The sequence below is a fragment of the Anaerococcus murdochii genome, from assembly GCF_019957155.1.
Classification (GTDB): Bacteria; Bacillota; Clostridia; order Tissierellales; family Peptoniphilaceae; genus Anaerococcus; species Anaerococcus murdochii.
Genome location: NZ_JAIPME010000002.1, coordinates 274,300 through 292,104 on the forward strand (window position 1 = coordinate 274,300; position 17,805 = coordinate 292,104).

Consider the following 17,805-nt stretch of genomic DNA (forward strand, 5'->3'; position numbering starts at 1 on the left):
TCCCGGTTGGTGTGAGGGGATATCAAAGACTTTAGCGAATAAAGACTTGGAGTCTTCTCGGGGATTTGATCCGGGAACGAGTTTTGCACGTTATAGCAAAGGAGTATGATTGTACTTTTAGAGGTGTGTTTTGTGAAAAATACATAAATTAAGGTGGTAACGCGATTTTCGCCCTTATTATCCAGAAATGGATAGTAAGGGCTTTTTTAAATCTACAATCAAATAAATTTATGAAAGGAATATTATGAAAAGACTTGTTAATTTCTTACTTGCAATTATTCTCTTATTCCCAATAGGAAATTCTTATGCAAGCGAAGACGTACTTAGGGTTGGTATGGAGGTTAACTACGCTCCTTACAACTTCTCAGAGACAGATGATTCAAACGGAGGCGTACCTGTAGCTAATTCACCAGGTGAATTTGCCAACGGCTACGATGTAAGATTTGCAAAAAATATTGCAGATAAACTTGGTAAAAAACTTGAAATCTACAAAATCGAATGGGACGGCCTTATCCCTGCCCTAACCAGCGGCAAGATTGATGCCATCCTTGCAGGTATGAGCCCAACAGACGAAAGGCGCCAGCAAATCGACTTTTCCCTTCCATATTACAGGGCAAAGATGGTTGTGGTTGTGCCAAAAGATTCAAAACATATAAACGCAAAGTCAATCAACGATTTTAAGGGAGCAAAGATAACAGGCCAGCTTGGTACCTTCCACGCTGACATGGTTGATCAAATGGAGGGAGTTATCAAACAAGAACCAATGGATTCCTTCCCAACCATGATTGCTGCTACAAATGCAGGCACAATCGATGGTTACGTTTCAGAAGAAGCCGGCGCTGAATCAGCCATTTCTTCAAACCCAAACCTAACATATATTAAATTTGATGACGAGCATAATTTTAAGACTTCAGATTCTGATACAACAATAGCAGTAGGTCTTGTAAAAGGCTCACCGATGACAGAAGAAATCAACAATTACCTCAAAGACCTTGATATTGACAAGGTCCAAGATGAAATTATGACCGAGATGGTAGAAATTACTACAAAGGACGAAGCTCCAAAGACCTTCCTTACAGAAGTTAAGGAAATCTGGGGCAAGTATTCTTCCCTCTTCCTAAAGGGTGTTGTAAATACACTTTTCATTGCGATTTTATCAACCATCCTAGGTTTTATAATCGGTCTACTTGTTGCAATAATAAGAAGAATAGATGTAAACAAAAGAACAAATCCTATTGGATATTACTTCCATAGACTTGTAAATGTATTGCTTTCAGTCTATGTTGAAGTCTTTAGGGGTACACCAATGATGGTTCAATCCGTAATCATCTTCTACGGCCTAAAACAATATTTCGACATCGACCTATCAACAATATTTGCAGCGATTTTAATCGTATCAATCAACACCGGTGCCTACCTATCAGAAGTAGTCCGTGGTGGTATCAATGCGGTAGACAGCGGACAATTTGAGGCTTGCAAGGCCATTGGTCTTACAAACTGGCAGGCAATGACTGGTATTATCCTTCCTCAAACCATTAGAACCATCCTTCCATCTCTTGGAAATGAGTTTGTAATTAACATCAAGGATACATCAGTTCTTAACGTAATCTCTGTTACAGAATTATTCTTCATGTCTAAATCTGTTGCAGGATCAACCTACCAATATTTCCCAACCTACCTAATCACAGCAGTGATTTACCTAGTCTTAACCTTCACCATCACTAGGATCCTACTCCTACTTGAAAGAAGGTTTAACGATAGGGACTTTATATTAGAATCATCAACAGGAGCGATAAATGTCAATACTCAAGGTAAATAATTTAGAAAAAAAATTCGGCGATAACCTAGTCTTAAAAGACATTAATATGGAAGTTGAAAAGGGCGAAGTAGTTACAATCATAGGCTCATCAGGTTCTGGTAAGTCTACACTTCTTCGCTGCCTAAACCTTTTAGAAGAACCAACAAGTGGCGAAATTATCTATGAGGGCGAAAATATCCTAGACCATTCCTTTGACAGGAGAAAATACAGGTCCAAGGTGGGCATGGTTTTCCAAAACTTTAACCTCTTTGCCAACAAGAATATCCTAGAAAATTGTATGGTTGGCCAAGAAAAAGTTTTAGGAAAATCCAAAGAAGAAGCCAAGGCCACAGCCATAAAATATCTGGAATCTGTAGGCATGGCCCAATACGTAAATGCCAAACCAAGCCAAATTTCAGGCGGTCAACAGCAAAGGGTGGCTATAGCTCGTGCCCTTTGTATGAATCCAGATGTCCTACTCTTTGACGAGCCAACAAGCGCTCTTGACCCAGAGACAGTTGGAGAGGTTCTTGAAGTTATGACCAAACTTGCCAAGTCTGGTATGACCATGGTTGTCGTAACCCACGAGATGGACTTTGCAAGAGATGTCTCAGATAGGGTACTTTTCATGGATAAGGGTATAATCCTAGAAAGCAGTTCTGCCAAAGAAATGTTTGAAAACCCTAAACATGAAAGGACACAAGAATTCTTAAAGAGATTCTTAAACAACTAATGATAATAAATTTTAAAAATATTTGGTTCTCAAATGACCCTAGACAAAAAAATTTAATTTCAAAAAATATGGTAGATAAGCCAGGGATTTTCTCTGCTTATCTACTTTTTAGTGGGAGAAAAAAAGACCCAATAGAGATGGGAGGATCTTATGAATAACACCCTCATACTCATGGTCCTAAACCTTATTGGCAAGCTATTTTCCTTTTTTAGGGAGATGGTTTTTTCCTACTTTTATGGGACAAGTGCTATCACAGATGCCTTTAACACATCTACAACAGCTGCGACCTTGATTTTTTCAGTCATCACCTATGCCCTATCAAAGACCTATATCCCAAGCTTTTCAAAGATAAGCAAAGAAAGAGGGGAGGCGGCAGGAGATGAATTTACCAATAAGCTTTTAAACTTTTCCCTATTTTTGTGCACCACCATTATGATATTGGGACTTGTCTTTGCGCCTTATATAGTAAAGATGTTTGCTATTGGCTATGACGGGGAAAAACTCAAAATCGCTTCGCTTTTTATGAGGGCAGTTATTTTAACCATGTACCCAAATATTTATGCGGCTATCTTTTCATCCTACCTACAAATCAAGGGTGATTTCATAACCCCGGCCCTACCCCTTCTTATCCTAAATATAATATTGGGAATCACAGTGGCGATTTCAAAGGGCAATATTTACATCATGGCGGCAGGAATTTTCCTAGCCTACTTTGTTCAATTTGCAGTTTTTCCTAAAAAAATTAAGGAAAGTGGTTTTAGGAGAAAAAGGGCCAAGGCAAAAATTGATGAGGACATCAGGACCTTGATCAAATTATCAATTCCTACCATATTTTCTATGGCAGCAGTTTATATCTCAACCATAGTCGACCAGTCATTTGCCTCAATAGTTGCCAATGACGGTGGTGTGTCAGTTATAAACTATTCGCTAAAGATTTTAAGAATTGTCTCATCGACCTTCATAGTGCCTTTTCAAATCACAGCCTATCCTATAATTGGAAAGCTCGCTGCAGAAGGAAACTTCAATGAGGTTAAAAATATAACCTCAAAAACAATGGTCAAAATCATGATTTTATTTATCCCATCCCTTGTGGGATTAATGGTTTTATCAAGACCAATCATTTCCTTTGTCTACATGCGTGGAGCTTTTGGCTATGAAGATATGATTAGGACAGCCGACGTGCTTTTCTATTACACAATTTATTTGATAGGACCTGCGGTTGCGGACCTTTTGTACTTGTCATTTTTCTCTGTACAAAATACCAAAATCCCAACCATCATCTCCTTTATCCAGCTGTCTGTAAACGTCTTTTTAGACTTCGCCCTAAGTAGAAAATATGGCCTAGTGGGACTTGCCCTAGCGACAACCCTAAGCCAATTTGTACTTGTAGGCCTAGCAAGCCTTATGTATGTAAAACACTTTGGTAAACTCGATAATGCCTATATAATTAAAAATATAGGCAAAATTGCAATTGGAGCAGCGGCCCTAGGATTCACAGCTAACTACACCTACAAACTTAGACCATCAAACTTCTGGCTCTTAGTAACAATCCTCCTTGCCTCAGTCGTATATCTAGCCATCATCTTCGCCCTTAAAGTGGACGGCCTTGATGAAATAAAGGAGAAATTTACAAAGAAAATCAAAAAGTTTAGATAGGAAAAAGCCCCTAAGTGGGGCTTTTCTTATAATTTCTTATCCTTCATCAACTCCAAGGTCACCAAAAATGATTTGTACAAGCTATCTATTGGCAAAAATTCTTTGTTGGAGTGGAAGTTGTGGGCGCCGGTGAAATAATTTGGAGTGAAAATTCCTACTGTTGATAAGAAAGAACCGTCGGTCCCGCCTCGCATTGGGATTATTTTTGTCTCGATTTCAAGCTTATCAAATATTTCCTTAAGTCTTTCTACCGCAATTTTATTTTCATCATTCATGGAATCAGCTATATTATCGTAAACATCTTCGATTTGGATTTCGATTTCTGCTTTTTTATATCTTTTCTTTAATATTTCTGTTATTTCATAGAGATAAGCCTTAGCTTTCTCAAATTTCTCCCTGTCATGGTTTCTTATATTAAAATCTAGCCTTAGATTCAAAACATCGGAATTAATGTCTGTCACCCAGATATATCCTTCCCTATTTTCTGTATTTTCAGGCATCTTTGCCCTGTCAAGCATGGAAATAAAATCATGGGCAATCATTATTGGGTTTACTAAATTTCCCTTTGAAGACATTGGGTGTGCAGGGATTCCCTTTATTTTTAAAGTCCCGCTTGCAGCATTAAAGGTTTCGTAAATTAATTCCCCAAGCTCGCAACAATCTATAGTGTAAGCATAATCGACCTTAAACTTGTCAAAGTCAATCTTCCTAGATCCCCTAAGCCCAATTTCCTCATCAGGAACAAAGGCTATATAAATTTCTCCGTGATTTATTTGAGGGTTTTCCTTCAGATACCAAAGGGCAGTCATAATATTTGCAATAGCTGCCTTATTATCAGCCCCAAGTACTGATGAACCATCTGTAAAAATTATGTCATCGCCAATATAGGCAAGAACTTCTGGATTTTCTTTGCTAGAAAAAACCACATTCTCATTCAAATTTATATCCTTGCCATCATAGTTTTTAATAATCTGTGGGTGAATTTTATCGGATAAACCCACATCCACAGTATCAAGATGGGCAACCCAACCAAGAGATTTTTTGCCCTCGCCCCTCCTAGGAAGCCTTGCCTGGACAACTCCAAATTGATTAATACTTATATCGCTAAGCCCTAAGTCTTTTAGATCAGTTGCAAGAACCTTACCTAATTCTAGCTGGCCAAAAGATGAAGGCACATCCTTGTTCTTCTCATCAGATTGGCTAGGAATAGCCACATATTTAAGAAAATTTTCTACCAATTTATCTTTTATAATTTTTTCTTCCATAATTTTCCTCATATAATTTTCGCCTAATCGCAATTTCCCTATTTTTTATCCCGAAATACAAACCCACAAATTTAATTAATATTTTCGGATAATCTATAAGGGATTAAAATTTTTTCTTTGCCTTGGTCTGTATCGATATTTCTAATCAAAGCATCAACTCCAAATGCTTTTTTAATATTTTCTTCATTTATTATATCCCTTGATCCGTAAAAGTAATCGCCCTTTTCTCTTAAAATCAAAACCTTATCGGCAATTTTTAAGGCATAATTTGGATAATGGGTATTAAAAACAATAGTTATACCCCTTTTTTTCGCCAAATCTTTTAGTAAATTTATTATCTTTAACTGATTTTTAAAATCAAGCCCACTTTCAGCTTCATCTAGGATAAGAAGGCTGGGATTTTTTATTAGAGCCCTTGCTATTATAAGCATTTGAAGTTCCCCACCGCTTATCTTTGAACACAATTTATTATGAAGATTGCCTATGCCCAGGTCATCCATAAGGTTTTTTGCAAGGTCATAGTCTTTTTCGCTTGGATTTCCAAAGGGGCCAATCTTACTTGCAAGTCCAAAAACAACCATATCAAGACCTGTATAAGCAAAAGTCGCCTCTCTTTTTTGAGGTATATAGGAAATCTTATTCCAAAATCCTTTCTTATCAAAGCTTTCTATATTTTTACCATCTAAAAACGCCCCGCCTTCCTTAAATTTTTCAAAGCCGCATATAGCCCTTATTAGGCTAGTCTTTCCTACTCCATTTGGACCCATGATTGCAAGGATTTCTCCAGATTCAAGGTTAAAGGATAGGTCTTTAAATAAAATTTCGTCATTTTTATAAAAAAATTTAGCATTTTTTACTTCTAATTTCATCTAAAAACTCCTCCGCTAGTCCTGATAAGCCTTATAAATATTGAAGCTCCAATTATAGCTGTAAGTATTGATATAGGTAGTTCCACTACCGACATAGTCCTTGACAAAGCTTCAATTATTACCATGAAGCTCATTCCTAAAGACAGGGTTACTGGTAGGAGATACTTAGTATTAGCACCAACCATCATCCTTGCCATGTGAGGAATTATAAGACCGATAAAACCGATTTGCCCGCATAGGGAGATCGAGGATGCTGTTATCATTGTAGATGCAAGGATTAGTCTTAGTCTGGTTTTCTTAACATCTATACCCAAACTTTCTGCTTCATCTTCTGAAAGACTAAGGATATTAAGGGAATAGCCGTGCATCCAGATCATAAGGATTCCTAAAATAATAATGGGCCCCGCAAGGCCAATATTTTTAAAGGAGCTTCTGGCAAAAGACCCCATTAACCAATAGCTTATAGCAGGAAGTTTGTCTGTGGGATCTGCCATGTATTTTAAAAGTGACCCAAAAGCGTTGGCAAGGGATGATATAACTAGGCCTGATAAAATCAACATTATTGTTGACATTCTCCCGTCTTTTTTGCTTATTTTCAAGACAAAAAACACTCCCAAAAGTCCTGTCGCCAAAGCAAGGATTTGAATTTGAAAAGTACCTAGGGATAAGACAATGCCAAGGATTGCCCCAAGGCTTGCCGATGAGGCAACTCCCAGAATATCTGGTGTGGCTAGTGGGTTTGAAAAAATTAACTGGAAGGCGAGTCCTGCCACAGCGAGCCCTCCTCCTACTACTAGGCCTGTAAGTATCCTCGGTAGCCTAATATTAATAATCACCGATTCAAGCATAGGATCATAGGGTTCATTCTTTAAAAATGATAGCAAAAATCCTAGAATTTCTCTAGGACTTAAAGGCATCCTGCCAAGGCTAAGGCCAAAGAGGCTTGCTATTATTGGCAGGATTATTAGTATAAATAGGCCCATTGGCCTAAATTTTCTTTCTTTGATCAATAATTTTTTTATCATATGTCAAACATATCGTCGATTTGTTCGTCAGTTAAATCGTACTTGTACCAAGTCTTATAATAGTCTTTAATTTCGCTCTTTAGGTCATAGTCTTTGAAGGCTTCTGGATAGGTCTCACTTGCAAGCCAAGCATAGACTAAAGGTGCGTCTGGGTTTGGTGTAAGCCAGTTCCACATACCAAGTTTTGAATTATATACTCTTTTATTTTTAACTGCATCCATTGTTGAGAAATCAAAGCCTTCGACCTTGTTATCAAAAACATCACTTGTAGTCATATTTAATAGGCCTGGTCCATCTAGGTAAAGAATTCCAGGATTTTTCTTATAAATTTCTTCTACATTGACCTTGGCATAGCCCTTGGCATCTTCAAAGACATTTGAAACGCCAATTCTCTTTAGCCAAAAATCACCAAAAGTACCCTTGCCTGCTACCATTGGCACGCCTTCATTGTATTTCCATAAGATCATGCCGTTTGGTCTGTCTTTTTCGTCAACTTTTGCGATTCTTTCTTCAACGTCTTTTACAATTTTTTCTCCTGCCTTTAGGAAATCATCAGTTTTTCCTTCTTCTCCAAAGACATCTTCTAATAATTTTAGCCATTGGCCATATCTGTCGATTGGGTCTGCTTGGCCTAGAGTCCCGATTGTGGCAAAACCTACGCATGGAATGCCAGATTTTTTAAGGGCTTCGTAGCGGTCTTTGTTTGTAGCATTATAAAAAATAACATCTGGTTTTAATTTTACAATCTCTTCTATGTTTAGGTCTGATTGGCCGTGAACAGTTTCTTCTGCATCCATTAGCTCTGGAGCAATGTCTTTAAGGACAGTTTTTTCTGCCACTTGCTTTAGACTTCCTGCATAACCAACTATATATGGAGCCTCGCCCCCGTGATAGGCCATATAAGTAGATAGGATTGGCACTTGGTCTATTACAACCCTTTTAATTTCCTTTGGTAAGGTGACTTCATTGCCAGCGTGGTCTGTTATAGTCCTAGTTTCACCATTTTTTTCTGCGCTTTCCTCAGACTTTGAGGCTTCTTCTTTATTCTCAGTCTTTTCTTCAACTTTTGAGGCTTCCTCTTTTGTTTCTACCTTTTCTTCTACTTGACTAGTCTCTTTATTATCCTTATTACATCCACTAAGACCGCCTAATAAAATAGCATTTATGGTTAGGGCATAAAATATTTTTTTAATTGCTTTCATAATTCCTCCTTAAATTATAAAAAATCTTATAATTAGTCACTATCTATTATATCAATTTTTTTAAAACTCGCTAAATTTCTATAGAAAAAACCTCCAAGACTCATACTTGGAGGTAAAAATTTATAGGCCAATATCGAGGCTCTGAACTTTTTTATCGTAGTCTATATAATATAGTTTGCCATTATAAACCCTAAAACCGTAGGATTCTAGGTCTTTTTCCACAACCTCTCCTGTCAGATAATTTATTATATCCATTTTAAAGAGGTAATCAGCATCGTCGAATTTGACTGGCTCTTGGATTATTAGATTTTGTCCAATTAGAGTCATCCTTCTATCATCATTGATGGTGTATTTCTTGTCTTTTATTTCAATTTCATTGCCATTTGATTTGAATATCTCGTATATAGCTTTGCCATCTTCAAAGTGTTTGGATGATAGCAAGAAGTTTGCATCAGTATTTTCTTCTACAAGTTCTGCTTTTTGGTCGTAGTCTTTATCTGGGTCAAGTTTATAGAGATTAATCTTTTGATCATCTTCCATTTTTGTAAATAAAATTTCCTTATCGCTTATCCCTTGACCTAGCAGACTCTCATTTCCTTTTGTATGGGTAGCCTTATAAACTTCTAGCTTGCCGGTTTTAAGGTCAACTACTCCAATGCCAGATTTTTCTGATACAAAATCACTTTTATCCTTCATATCGTAGTTTTCGTAATACTGGTACCTGCCATAGATTTTATCATCTATCATGGCTAGAGGATAGAAGGTTTGGCCTTTGTCAAAATCATACATGAGTGTTAGGTCTTGGCCGTTGATTTTCTTTATAGAAAATTTCTTGTCCATAGCTGATCCTACCACAAAGATATTGTTTGAAAATGGAACATAGTCCATAAAGTAGTCTTTGCCATAGTCCTTTAAGTCTTCTAATACGTTTATAACTTCGCCATCCCTTACACTTACCAAGGAATAGTAGGAGAAGAAATAATCATCTTCTGTTAGGGCTTTCTTATCTTTATTGCTAGATTTCTTGTCTTTTTTCTTGGATTTTTTGTCTTTTTTATCTTTTTTAGGTTGTTTTTCGTCTGATTTTTCTTCTTTTGAGTCTTCTTTTTTATTTGAAGATTCTACAGAAATCACATCTTTTTTAACATCTTCATCCGGATAGGTCCTGTTTATATCTTGGTCTTCTTCGCTGTCGCCATCATTTTTATAATCATTTTGATTATCTTCTGCTTCTATATTCTCTGAAACTTCTTTTTGATTTAAGGCATCTTTAATTCTAGGATCATCTAAATCTTTCTCATCACAAGCAACAAGACTTAGGGCCAAGAGGGTTAAAATAATAGTTTTTTTCATTAGTTACTCCTTAAAGCTTCAATGGCTGATAGTTTGGTTGCACGTCTAGCTGGGATATAGCCTGCCAAAACTCCAACTAGGGATGAAAATCCAACTCCCACTATAGCTAAAATTGGGCTTATGGCAATTATATTTCCGCCTTGTCCGCCGCCACCAAATATCATTCCTCCGTCCAAAAATCCATTTAGTACTTTTCCTACAACAAGAGAAATAATTAGGCCTATTACGCCTCCAAAAAATCCGATAAAACCAGATTCTATTAAGAACATTCCCCTAATATCATTAATTGAAGCACCGATTACCTTCATCACGCCAATTTCCTTTTGTCTTTCATAAATTGACATGAGCATGGTATTTATTATACCAATAGCAGATACGATAAAGGCTACAGATCCGATTCCACCAAGGATTAGGGTCACTTGCATAGTTTGCTTTTTAATTTCTTCGGCAGAACTTGCCTCTGATTGGGTATTATAGCCGAGTTTTTTGATGTCATTTTCGATTCTTTCAAGATTATTTACATCATCGACTATTACCTTAAGATTGTCATACTTGATTTTATCTGATTTCGCTACTATTGGTTGGCCTTTTTCATCATAGGACATGTCTAGCTGAGGACTTTGAAGTTTCTTGTCTTCTTCCTTGAGCTTTTTATAAAAACTTTCATTAACATATGAAGACCAGCCCTTAAGGATAGCTTTAGAATTAAGCTTGCCACTAGGTTTTATTTTTATATCAACAAATGTTGGCTTTGTGATTTCTTCTGTATTTTCGTCTTGGTTTCCAAAGTGAACTCCATCATCTGATTCATCCTTATATCCCAAACGTAAATAGTATTCATGACTATTATAATCAAATTCTTCTTCCATTGGCATAGAAGTCCAACCACCGTCGGGCATCTTTTGAATCTTTTGCACATTTGCATTTTGGCCTAAAATTACTGCATCCTTATCAGAAGTGGAAAGATTTTTCCCCCATTCAAACATATCGCTTGTTAAGAGTTTGAAAACATCATCTGGAATTACTTCAAAGGAAGTATTTAGAACATAGTCATCGCCACTGTCAACTCTGACGTCTCCCCAGAATTCTTTTGAAGGTACAACAGCCTTTACTCCCCTGACTTTTTTAAGTTTGTTTATGTCTGTATCCTTTACATCCATATTTGCCGAAGGTTTGTCACCATCAATTGTAATTGATGTAAGACCCCCAAAAGATTCTATCATTTCTTTTTGGGAGTTTGAAATTCCTGTGGCGAAGGCAAGCATGAGTATGATTGATGTGGCACCGATTACTACTGAAAGTACTGTCAAAATAGTCCTTGATTTTCTACGAGATAGGTTTCTTAGCGCCATCAAAATCCTGTCACTAATCTTCATCGTCTATCAACAACTCCTCGTCTTCTTTCTTGCCTTTTTTCTTTTTGTATAAAATGCCAGCAAGGATTAGAATTACAATTAAGCCAATCCATAGGAAAGGTGATGTTAAAACTGAACCCCCACCCATGTTAGGATCTTCCACTCCCATTTCATGGGTCATCTCCCCATTCATGTCAGCACCCATATCTTCAGGCATGCCTTCCATGGCTTCTTTTTTAAAGTCCTTTGTTTGGGTGTGGACCTTGCCTGTAGAGTCTTCGTAAGATAACATGATTTGGCCTTCTATCTCGCCAGCCCTTGTTGGAGTAGCTGTAAAAGAGAAGGTCTCTTGGGTGCCGGTGTTAAAATTACCTATAAATTTCCTATCGTTTTCGATTTTAATTCCCTTGCCTATTACATCGCACATGAAAGTGTTTAGGTTATCCTTGCCGGTATTGTAGATATTTATCGACATTTCAGTAGGATTTCCGACCATAAGTTCGTCAGATTTTAATTCACTCATGGTAACGCCCGCCCTTTGGACAACAGGAATGCCAATAGCCTCTGTAGTTTTATATTGGTTGCCATCTGCGTCTTCGTATTCGATTGCAAGATTAATTACATAATTACCTGCAACTGCATTTGGCAAAACATTCATGGTTATATGTTTGTTGGCTGTATTCCAAGGATAAAGAGCTGCCACATAAAATGAATTCGATTGGTTTACAGGAGAAAATACTGATCCATCTGAAACCATAGCATTATTACCGCCTGAATTTTGTGGTTGGGCTCCAAGATTTTGCTCAATAGTTGCCTTTAGGTTGTAGATGGTGTTTTTTGAGTTTGTATTATAAAGGCCAAATGATAGGTCAAAACTCTTGCCAGCTTGAGGAATTTGAGGATTTAGCTGGTAGTATGAAATCATTATCTTTGGTTGGTTTTTAACATTAGTTGACATTTCAGCTTGGTTGTTTTCGTTTTCATTCATCTATAGTACCTCGTCTATACTTAGTTTTTCGTGGACCTTATCAAGCTTACCATCTCTCATAAAGAGGGTCCTATCGGCAAATTCTGTCATTTCTTCATCGTGGGTTACCATTATGAAGGTCTGGTCATTTTCTGTAATTATATCCTTGATTAATTGCATGATTTCAAAAGATGTCTTTGTATCAAGGTTTCCTGTTGGCTCGTCTGCAAAAATTATGGATGGCCTTCCGACAAAGGCTCTGGCTATTGAAACTCTCTGTTGCTGGCCACCTGATAATTCGTTTGGCTTATTATTCATCCTATGAGAAAGTCCAACTGCTTCTAGGATTTTCTCGGCTTCCTTTTTTCTCTGGCTTGCAGGTATCCCCTTAAAAGTAAGTGGCAAGGCCACATTTTCCCAAGCAGAAAGATATGGAAGAAGGTTATAAGACTGAAAAACAAATCCAATATTTAAGTTTCTAAACTTGGTAATCTGAACTTCGCTAAGTTTTGTTAGGTCAATATTTCCATAAGAAATTGTCCCCTTAGTAGGTCTTTCAAGTCCTGCAAGCATATTCAAAAGAGTTGATTTACCAGAACCTGATGTCCCAAGAAGGGCTATAAATTCGCCCTTATTAATGTCTATATTTATACCATCCAAGGCCTTAATTATAGTCCCACCTAGCTTGTAGTATTTTTTTAAATTTCTAACTTCTATTAGACTCATTTTCTTCTCTCTCGTAATGTGGGTTTAGATTTTTCATATAAAGGTCATATTGGTCTTGGTCAATAACTACATCTAGTTCTCCCACAGTTTCAAAAACATTGTCTTCAGTGAATTTTTTCTTGAAATTATAGAGACCATCTGTGCCGTCAGTTTCAAAAATCCCGCCCATATCGTAGTATCTAATATTATTTTCTATACAATATTTAATCTCTTCAAAATTAAGCTGGTAATTTTGGCCCATTGTCTTATACTCATCATTTGACCCGCCATAAAGCGATGTTGCCCTGTTTCCATAACAAAGAAGAAGCGAAGAGCAAACTGGCATATCTTGGTAATATCCTATAGAAAGTCTTATTTGGTCTTTAAATAATTCATATAAACTTTTGAAATAACTATAAGGTCTATGGCCAATATTTGCCCTAAGGGCTGTCTCTTCTATTTCTTTATAAAGAATATCAAGGCCTTCCTCGTCCATAGTTTTTGTGTAAATTCCGTCCCTATAAGATTTTCTAAGGTGTTTTCTAGTATTTTTACTAAAGCTTGATAAAATTTCTTCCTCGCTCCTGCCATTTATATCAAGAACCATATTTAGCAAAGGTTGGCTAGACCTTCTCTTATCTCGTCTAAAAATGATGCCAGCCTTCTTAAATGATTTTTCCATATCAGCATCATAAGGCAAGTATGGGTCTATCCTTAAAAGAAATCCGTCATTTTCTCTGGCAAAATCACCTGCTTCTTCTATTAATTTGGTGAAGTCTTCTAGATTTTTAGGGTCGCAAACAGGGCCCCTTGGGCCATAGAAAAAGTTTTTGCCAACCTTTTGGTCTTTTATATAAATAAGCGACAAAGCTGCTTTAATTTCTCCCGCTTCCTCTATATAAAAATAGACACTCTCCCAATTGCTTTTAAGGTCAGCCCACCTCATATCCTGTTGGAAGTGACCATAGGGGGAATTTTTCACAAAGTTATTATATTTTTCTACTAAAATTTTATTTTCTTTATCTAATATCATTTATATCACATTCTCGCTTCAATGTTTGGTATGTAGTCTAACACCTAATACTATTTTATCATAGGATCTTCTTATTGACAATAGTTCTCATCTAATTATATCCTGAAACTTGTTAAATTTAGCTTAAATTTTTTGTAAGTTTTTTATTTTCAAATAAAAAACCTGGCTAAGCCAAGTCAAATTTAAAAATAAGATATTTTCTCCTTGCCATTCCTAAAATCCCAAAAGACTTCCCTGTATTCTCCTTCATAGATTTTTAGGATATGGTCCATGGACATGGATTTTGGGTTGGTATTTTTAAATTCTTCATAATCCATCCAAAAGAGTTTGCCTTCCCTGTTTTCTTCTACCAAGTTTCCTTCAAAATCGCTAGTTTCATAGATTAGACCAACGTCTTTTCCTTCATCTGAAATCCAGGTAATAAGACCTACAAGTTTTGGATTTTTTATATCAAGGTTGGTTTCTTCCTTAGCTTCCCTAATGACAGAGTCTTCAAAAGATTCGCCAATTTCTACCTTGCCACCAGGAAAAGTGAGTCCTTCCCAACCGTATTTCTTAACCTTATCTAAAACTAAGACTTGACCAGTTTCTTCATTATAAATTTTTAACATATTCATTAAAACAGTTTTCATATTATCTCCTAAGAAAATTATATGGCAAAGAAAAAAGCCCGCAAGTTTTGCGAGCCTTACTTTCTTTTATCTATAGTCTTTCAAGACTAATTTTGATTTCCTTATCGTTAAGTTCGATTGGGTTTACATCCAAGTTTATCTTTTCAAGCTTATCGGCAAGGGTTTCTTTTTTGATTTCTTCTGCAAACTTATCTAGGGATTTGGCTAGGTCAGCGTCTGCCTCATAGGAAATATTGATCCTATCAGTTACCTCAAAACCAGAATCCTTTCTTAGGTTTTGGATTTTTGAGATAAATTCTCTCGCATAACCTTCGTCTTTTAGGTCCTCAGTGATTTCTGTATCAAGGATTACAAAGACATTACCGTCGATTTCAACGTCAAAGCCTTCCTTGGCAGAAATTCTTATATCTAGATAATCTTTGCTAACTTCAAATTCTTCCCCACCAATTTCTAACTTAACAGGCCCCTCATTTACCTGATCGATAAAGGTCTTGGCGTCTGTTTGTCCAAGATATTTTGCAAAGTCATTTACCTTTGATTGGAAAATCCTACCCACAACTCTAAAGTCTGGTTTTAGGAAATAATCCATGAAGGCTGATAGGTCGTCTTCAAAGTCGACTTCCTTGACATTTAATTCTTCTTTTATAAGTGGAAGGAGCTTTTCAAGCCTATCTTTGTAAGATCCATCTACAATTATCTTTGAAAGTGGTTGACGTACCTTGATTGCTTCTTTTTCTCTTGAAGCACGGCCAAGGTTAACAATCTTTCTTACAAGGTCCATATCAGCTTCTAATTTTGTATCAATTAGACTTTCATTTACTTGAGGTAAAAGTTCTGTGTGAACAGTTTTTTCACCAGTTAGTTTTTGGAAAATTTCCTCAGCTATAAATGGTGTGATTGGTGCAATTAGCTTAGTTAAAGCTACAAGAACATCATAGGTTGTTTTGTAAACAGATTTCTTAGAATCAGTTAATTCTTGTGACCAAAATCTCTTTCTATTACGTCTGATATACCAATTTGATAAATCTTCTACAACAAAGTCAGATATTTCGTGAACTACCTTGTTGTATTCAAATTGTTCCATTTCTTCGTAGTAGGACTTGATTAGGGAATTTAGTCTTGAATATAACCAGCGGTCAATTCCGTCTACTTCTACTCCCTCAAAGGACTTGATGTCAGAAAGACTTAGGCCATCTGTGCCTGCATATAGGCTAAAGAAGTTATAAACATTTTCAAAAGTCCTAAAGAAGTTATTTTTAACTTCCACAAGGCCTTTTTCGTCAAACTTTGTCTGCATCCAAGCTGGAGATACATATAGGGAATAAAATCTCACTGCATCTGCTCCATACTTGTCGAAAAGTTCGAATGGATCTAGGGTATTTCCTCTAGATTTTGACATTTTTTGACCGTTCTTATCTACAACTAGGTCGTTTACAAGAACATTTTTATATGGAGACCTGCCCATGGTAATGGTTGAAATTGCCATTAGTGAGTAGAACCAACCTCTTGTTTGGTCTATACCTTCGCAGATAAAGTCTGCTGGATAATAGCCTTTTTCAAATAATTCTTTATTTTCAAATGGGTAGTGAAGTTGGGCAAAAGGCATGGCTCCAGAGTCAAACCAAACGTCTAATACATCAGGAACCCTTGTCATCGTGCCACCGCACTTGTCACACTTGATGTGAACATTATCTACATATGGTCTATGAAGTTCAATATCTTCTGAAATATCTTCTATAGCTCGTTCTTTAAGTTCAGCACGACTTGCAACTGTATCAGTGTGGCCACATTCACATCTCCAAATATTTAGAGGTGTTCCCCAATATCTAGATCTTGAAATTGCCCAATCTTTGACATTTTCTAGCCAGTTTCCAAACCTCTTATCACCTATAGTTTGTGGGAACCAGTTTACTGTTTGGTTATTTTCTACCATCTTTCCTGAGAATTTAGACATTTCTATATACCAAGATGGTCTTGCATAATAAATTAGTGGTGTATGGCATCTCCAGCAGTGTGGATAGTTGTGTTCCATGGTTTCTTTGGCAAAAACCTTGCCTTCTTCTTGGAGATGTCTCCAGATTGCTTCGTTTGTATCAAAAACAAATTCGCCTTTCCAAGGTGTTTCTGTAAACCTACCTTCAAGGTCAACTGGTTGGATAAAGTCTAGGTCGTATTTCCTGCAAGCTTGGTAGTCGTCCTCACCAAAGGCTGGAGCGATATGGACAATACCTGTACCGTCTTCTGCAGAAACATAATCAGCAAGGATAACCTTAAAGGCCTTGCCTGGTTGGGTTTTAACATATGGCATCAATTGCTCATATTCTAAAAGCTCAAGGTCAGTACCCTTCATTTCCTCAACTACTTCGTAGTCCCTCTTATCCATGAGTTTTCCCATCAAAGATTTGGCCATGTAATAATAGCAATCATCTTCCTTGTCAAAAACTTTTACATAAGTTAATTCAGGATTTACTGCAAGGGCTAAGTTTGATGGAAGAGTCCATGGTGTAGTGGTCCATGCTAGGAAATACTCATTGTCAGCATCTTTCTTCTTAAACCTAACTGTAAGGGTGATGGTCTTTTCAAATTCATAACCTTGGGCAACTTCGTGGCTGGCAAGACCTGTACCACATCTTGGACAATATGGCATAACCTTGGCACCTTCGTAGATATAGCCCTTTTTGAAGGCTTGGTCTAATAGCCACCACTCAGTTTCTATGTAATTATTATCCATAGTTACATATGGGTGGTCCATATCATAAAGGAAAGCCATCCTATCTGACATGTCTCTCCACATATCTGAATATTTCCAAACTGACTCCTTACATAAATGGTTGAATTTTTCTATACCATATTCTTCTATATCGTTTTTGTCATGGAAACCTAATTGCTTTTCAACCTCGATTTCTACTGGCAAACCGTGGGTGTCCCAACCAGCTTTCTTAAGAACCTTGTAGCCCTTCATATTTTTATAACGGCTGGTCATATCCTTTAGGGTCCTTGCTATAACGTGGTGGATACCTGGCTTACCGTTGGCAGTTGGAGGTCCGTCGTAGATTACGTATTCATCTGCATTTTCACGTGTCTTAAAGGTTTCCTCTAAAAGGTCAATTTCATTCCAATAGTCTTTTAATTTGGCTTCTCTGGCCTTAACATCTTTGGAATTTACTTCTTCAAATTTCAAATCGCACATAATTTTTCCTTCCTAATAAAAA

At 36.9% G+C, this 17,805-nt stretch carries 14 protein-coding genes and 1 other annotated feature (1 of these 15 only partly in view); of the genes, 3 read left to right on the plus strand and 11 right to left on the minus strand.

Going from position 1 to position 17,805, the window contains the following annotated elements:
• Nucleotides 1–179 (plus strand) — a binding site (T-box leader); it begins 48 nt to the left of the window's first position.
• A gap of 65 nt (nt 180–244) precedes the next feature.
• The 3 genes from K8P03_RS01760 to murJ all read left to right on the plus strand — a co-directional run bounded on the left by K8P03_RS01760 (nt 245) and on the right by murJ (nt 4,187).
• Entirely contained in the window at nt 245–1,819 is a 1,575-nt protein-coding gene (locus tag K8P03_RS01760; protein ID WP_223417865.1) for an ABC transporter substrate-binding protein/permease, read from the plus strand.
• The gene (locus tag K8P03_RS01765; RefSeq protein WP_263285012.1) at nt 1,797–2,531 is read left to right on the plus strand and encodes an amino acid ABC transporter ATP-binding protein; all 735 of its coding nucleotides are present in this window, start codon (nt 1,797–1,799) and stop codon (nt 2,529–2,531) included. The genes K8P03_RS01760 and K8P03_RS01765 overlap by 23 nt, the downstream gene beginning before the upstream one ends.
• A 150-nt stretch (nt 2,532–2,681) precedes the next feature.
• Nucleotides 2,682–4,187 carry a murein biosynthesis integral membrane protein MurJ gene (gene murJ, locus K8P03_RS01770; RefSeq protein WP_223417866.1) on the plus strand — a complete coding sequence of 502 codons (1,506 nt, stop codon included), beginning with the start codon at nt 2,682–2,684 and terminating at the stop codon, nt 4,185–4,187.
• Nucleotides 4,188–4,213: 26 nt separating this feature from the next.
• Here murJ and pepT read toward each other — a convergent pair whose 3' ends face one another.
• The 11 genes from pepT to ileS all read right to left on the minus strand — a co-directional run bounded on the left by pepT (nt 4,214) and on the right by ileS (nt 17,783).
• Nucleotides 4,214–5,452, minus strand: a complete 1,239-nt coding sequence (pepT, locus tag K8P03_RS01775; RefSeq protein WP_223417867.1) for a peptidase T — start codon at nt 5,450–5,452, stop codon at nt 4,214–4,216.
• A 71-nt stretch (nt 5,453–5,523) separates the two neighbouring features.
• On the minus strand, nt 5,524–6,321 hold the full coding sequence (locus K8P03_RS01780; protein WP_223417868.1) for an ABC transporter ATP-binding protein: 798 nt from the start codon (nt 6,319–6,321) through the stop codon (nt 5,524–5,526).
• The gene (locus K8P03_RS01785) at nt 6,318–7,346 is read right to left on the minus strand and encodes a FecCD family ABC transporter permease (protein WP_223417870.1); all 1,029 of its coding nucleotides are present in this window, start codon (nt 7,344–7,346) and stop codon (nt 6,318–6,320) included. The genes K8P03_RS01780 and K8P03_RS01785 overlap by 4 nt, the downstream gene beginning before the upstream one ends.
• Nucleotides 7,343–8,548, minus strand: a complete 1,206-nt coding sequence (locus K8P03_RS01790; RefSeq protein ID WP_223417872.1) for an ABC transporter substrate-binding protein — start codon at nt 8,546–8,548, stop codon at nt 7,343–7,345. The genes K8P03_RS01785 and K8P03_RS01790 overlap by 4 nt, the downstream gene beginning before the upstream one ends.
• Before the next feature lie 120 nt (nt 8,549–8,668).
• Nucleotides 8,669–9,901: a hypothetical protein gene (locus K8P03_RS01795; RefSeq protein WP_223417874.1), complete on the minus strand. Its 1,233-nt coding sequence runs from the start codon at nt 9,899–9,901 to the stop codon at nt 8,669–8,671.
• The gene (locus K8P03_RS01800; RefSeq protein WP_223417876.1) at nt 9,901–11,277 is read right to left on the minus strand and encodes an ABC transporter permease; all 1,377 of its coding nucleotides are present in this window, start codon (nt 11,275–11,277) and stop codon (nt 9,901–9,903) included. The genes K8P03_RS01795 and K8P03_RS01800 overlap by 1 nt, the downstream gene beginning before the upstream one ends.
• The gene (locus K8P03_RS01805) at nt 11,267–12,244 is read right to left on the minus strand and encodes a COG1361 S-layer family protein (RefSeq protein WP_223417879.1); all 978 of its coding nucleotides are present in this window, start codon (nt 12,242–12,244) and stop codon (nt 11,267–11,269) included. Before K8P03_RS01805 ends, K8P03_RS01800 begins: the two co-directional genes overlap by 11 nt.
• On the minus strand, nt 12,245–12,949 hold the full coding sequence (locus K8P03_RS01810; protein WP_223417882.1) for an ABC transporter ATP-binding protein: 705 nt from the start codon (nt 12,947–12,949) through the stop codon (nt 12,245–12,247). It abuts the gene before it with no gap.
• Nucleotides 12,930–13,961, minus strand: a complete 1,032-nt coding sequence (locus K8P03_RS01815) for a lipid II:glycine glycyltransferase FemX (protein WP_223417884.1) — start codon at nt 13,959–13,961, stop codon at nt 12,930–12,932. The genes K8P03_RS01810 and K8P03_RS01815 overlap by 20 nt, the downstream gene beginning before the upstream one ends.
• A gap of 182 nt (nt 13,962–14,143) precedes the next feature.
• The gene (locus K8P03_RS01820) at nt 14,144–14,593 is read right to left on the minus strand and encodes an 8-oxo-dGTP diphosphatase (RefSeq protein WP_223417886.1); all 450 of its coding nucleotides are present in this window, start codon (nt 14,591–14,593) and stop codon (nt 14,144–14,146) included.
• Between the two features lie 70 nt (nt 14,594–14,663).
• Nucleotides 14,664–17,783 carry an isoleucine--tRNA ligase gene (gene ileS / locus K8P03_RS01825; protein ID WP_223417888.1) on the minus strand — a complete coding sequence of 1,040 codons (3,120 nt, stop codon included), beginning with the start codon at nt 17,781–17,783 and terminating at the stop codon, nt 14,664–14,666.
• Nucleotides 17,784–17,805 lie beyond the last annotated feature (22 nt).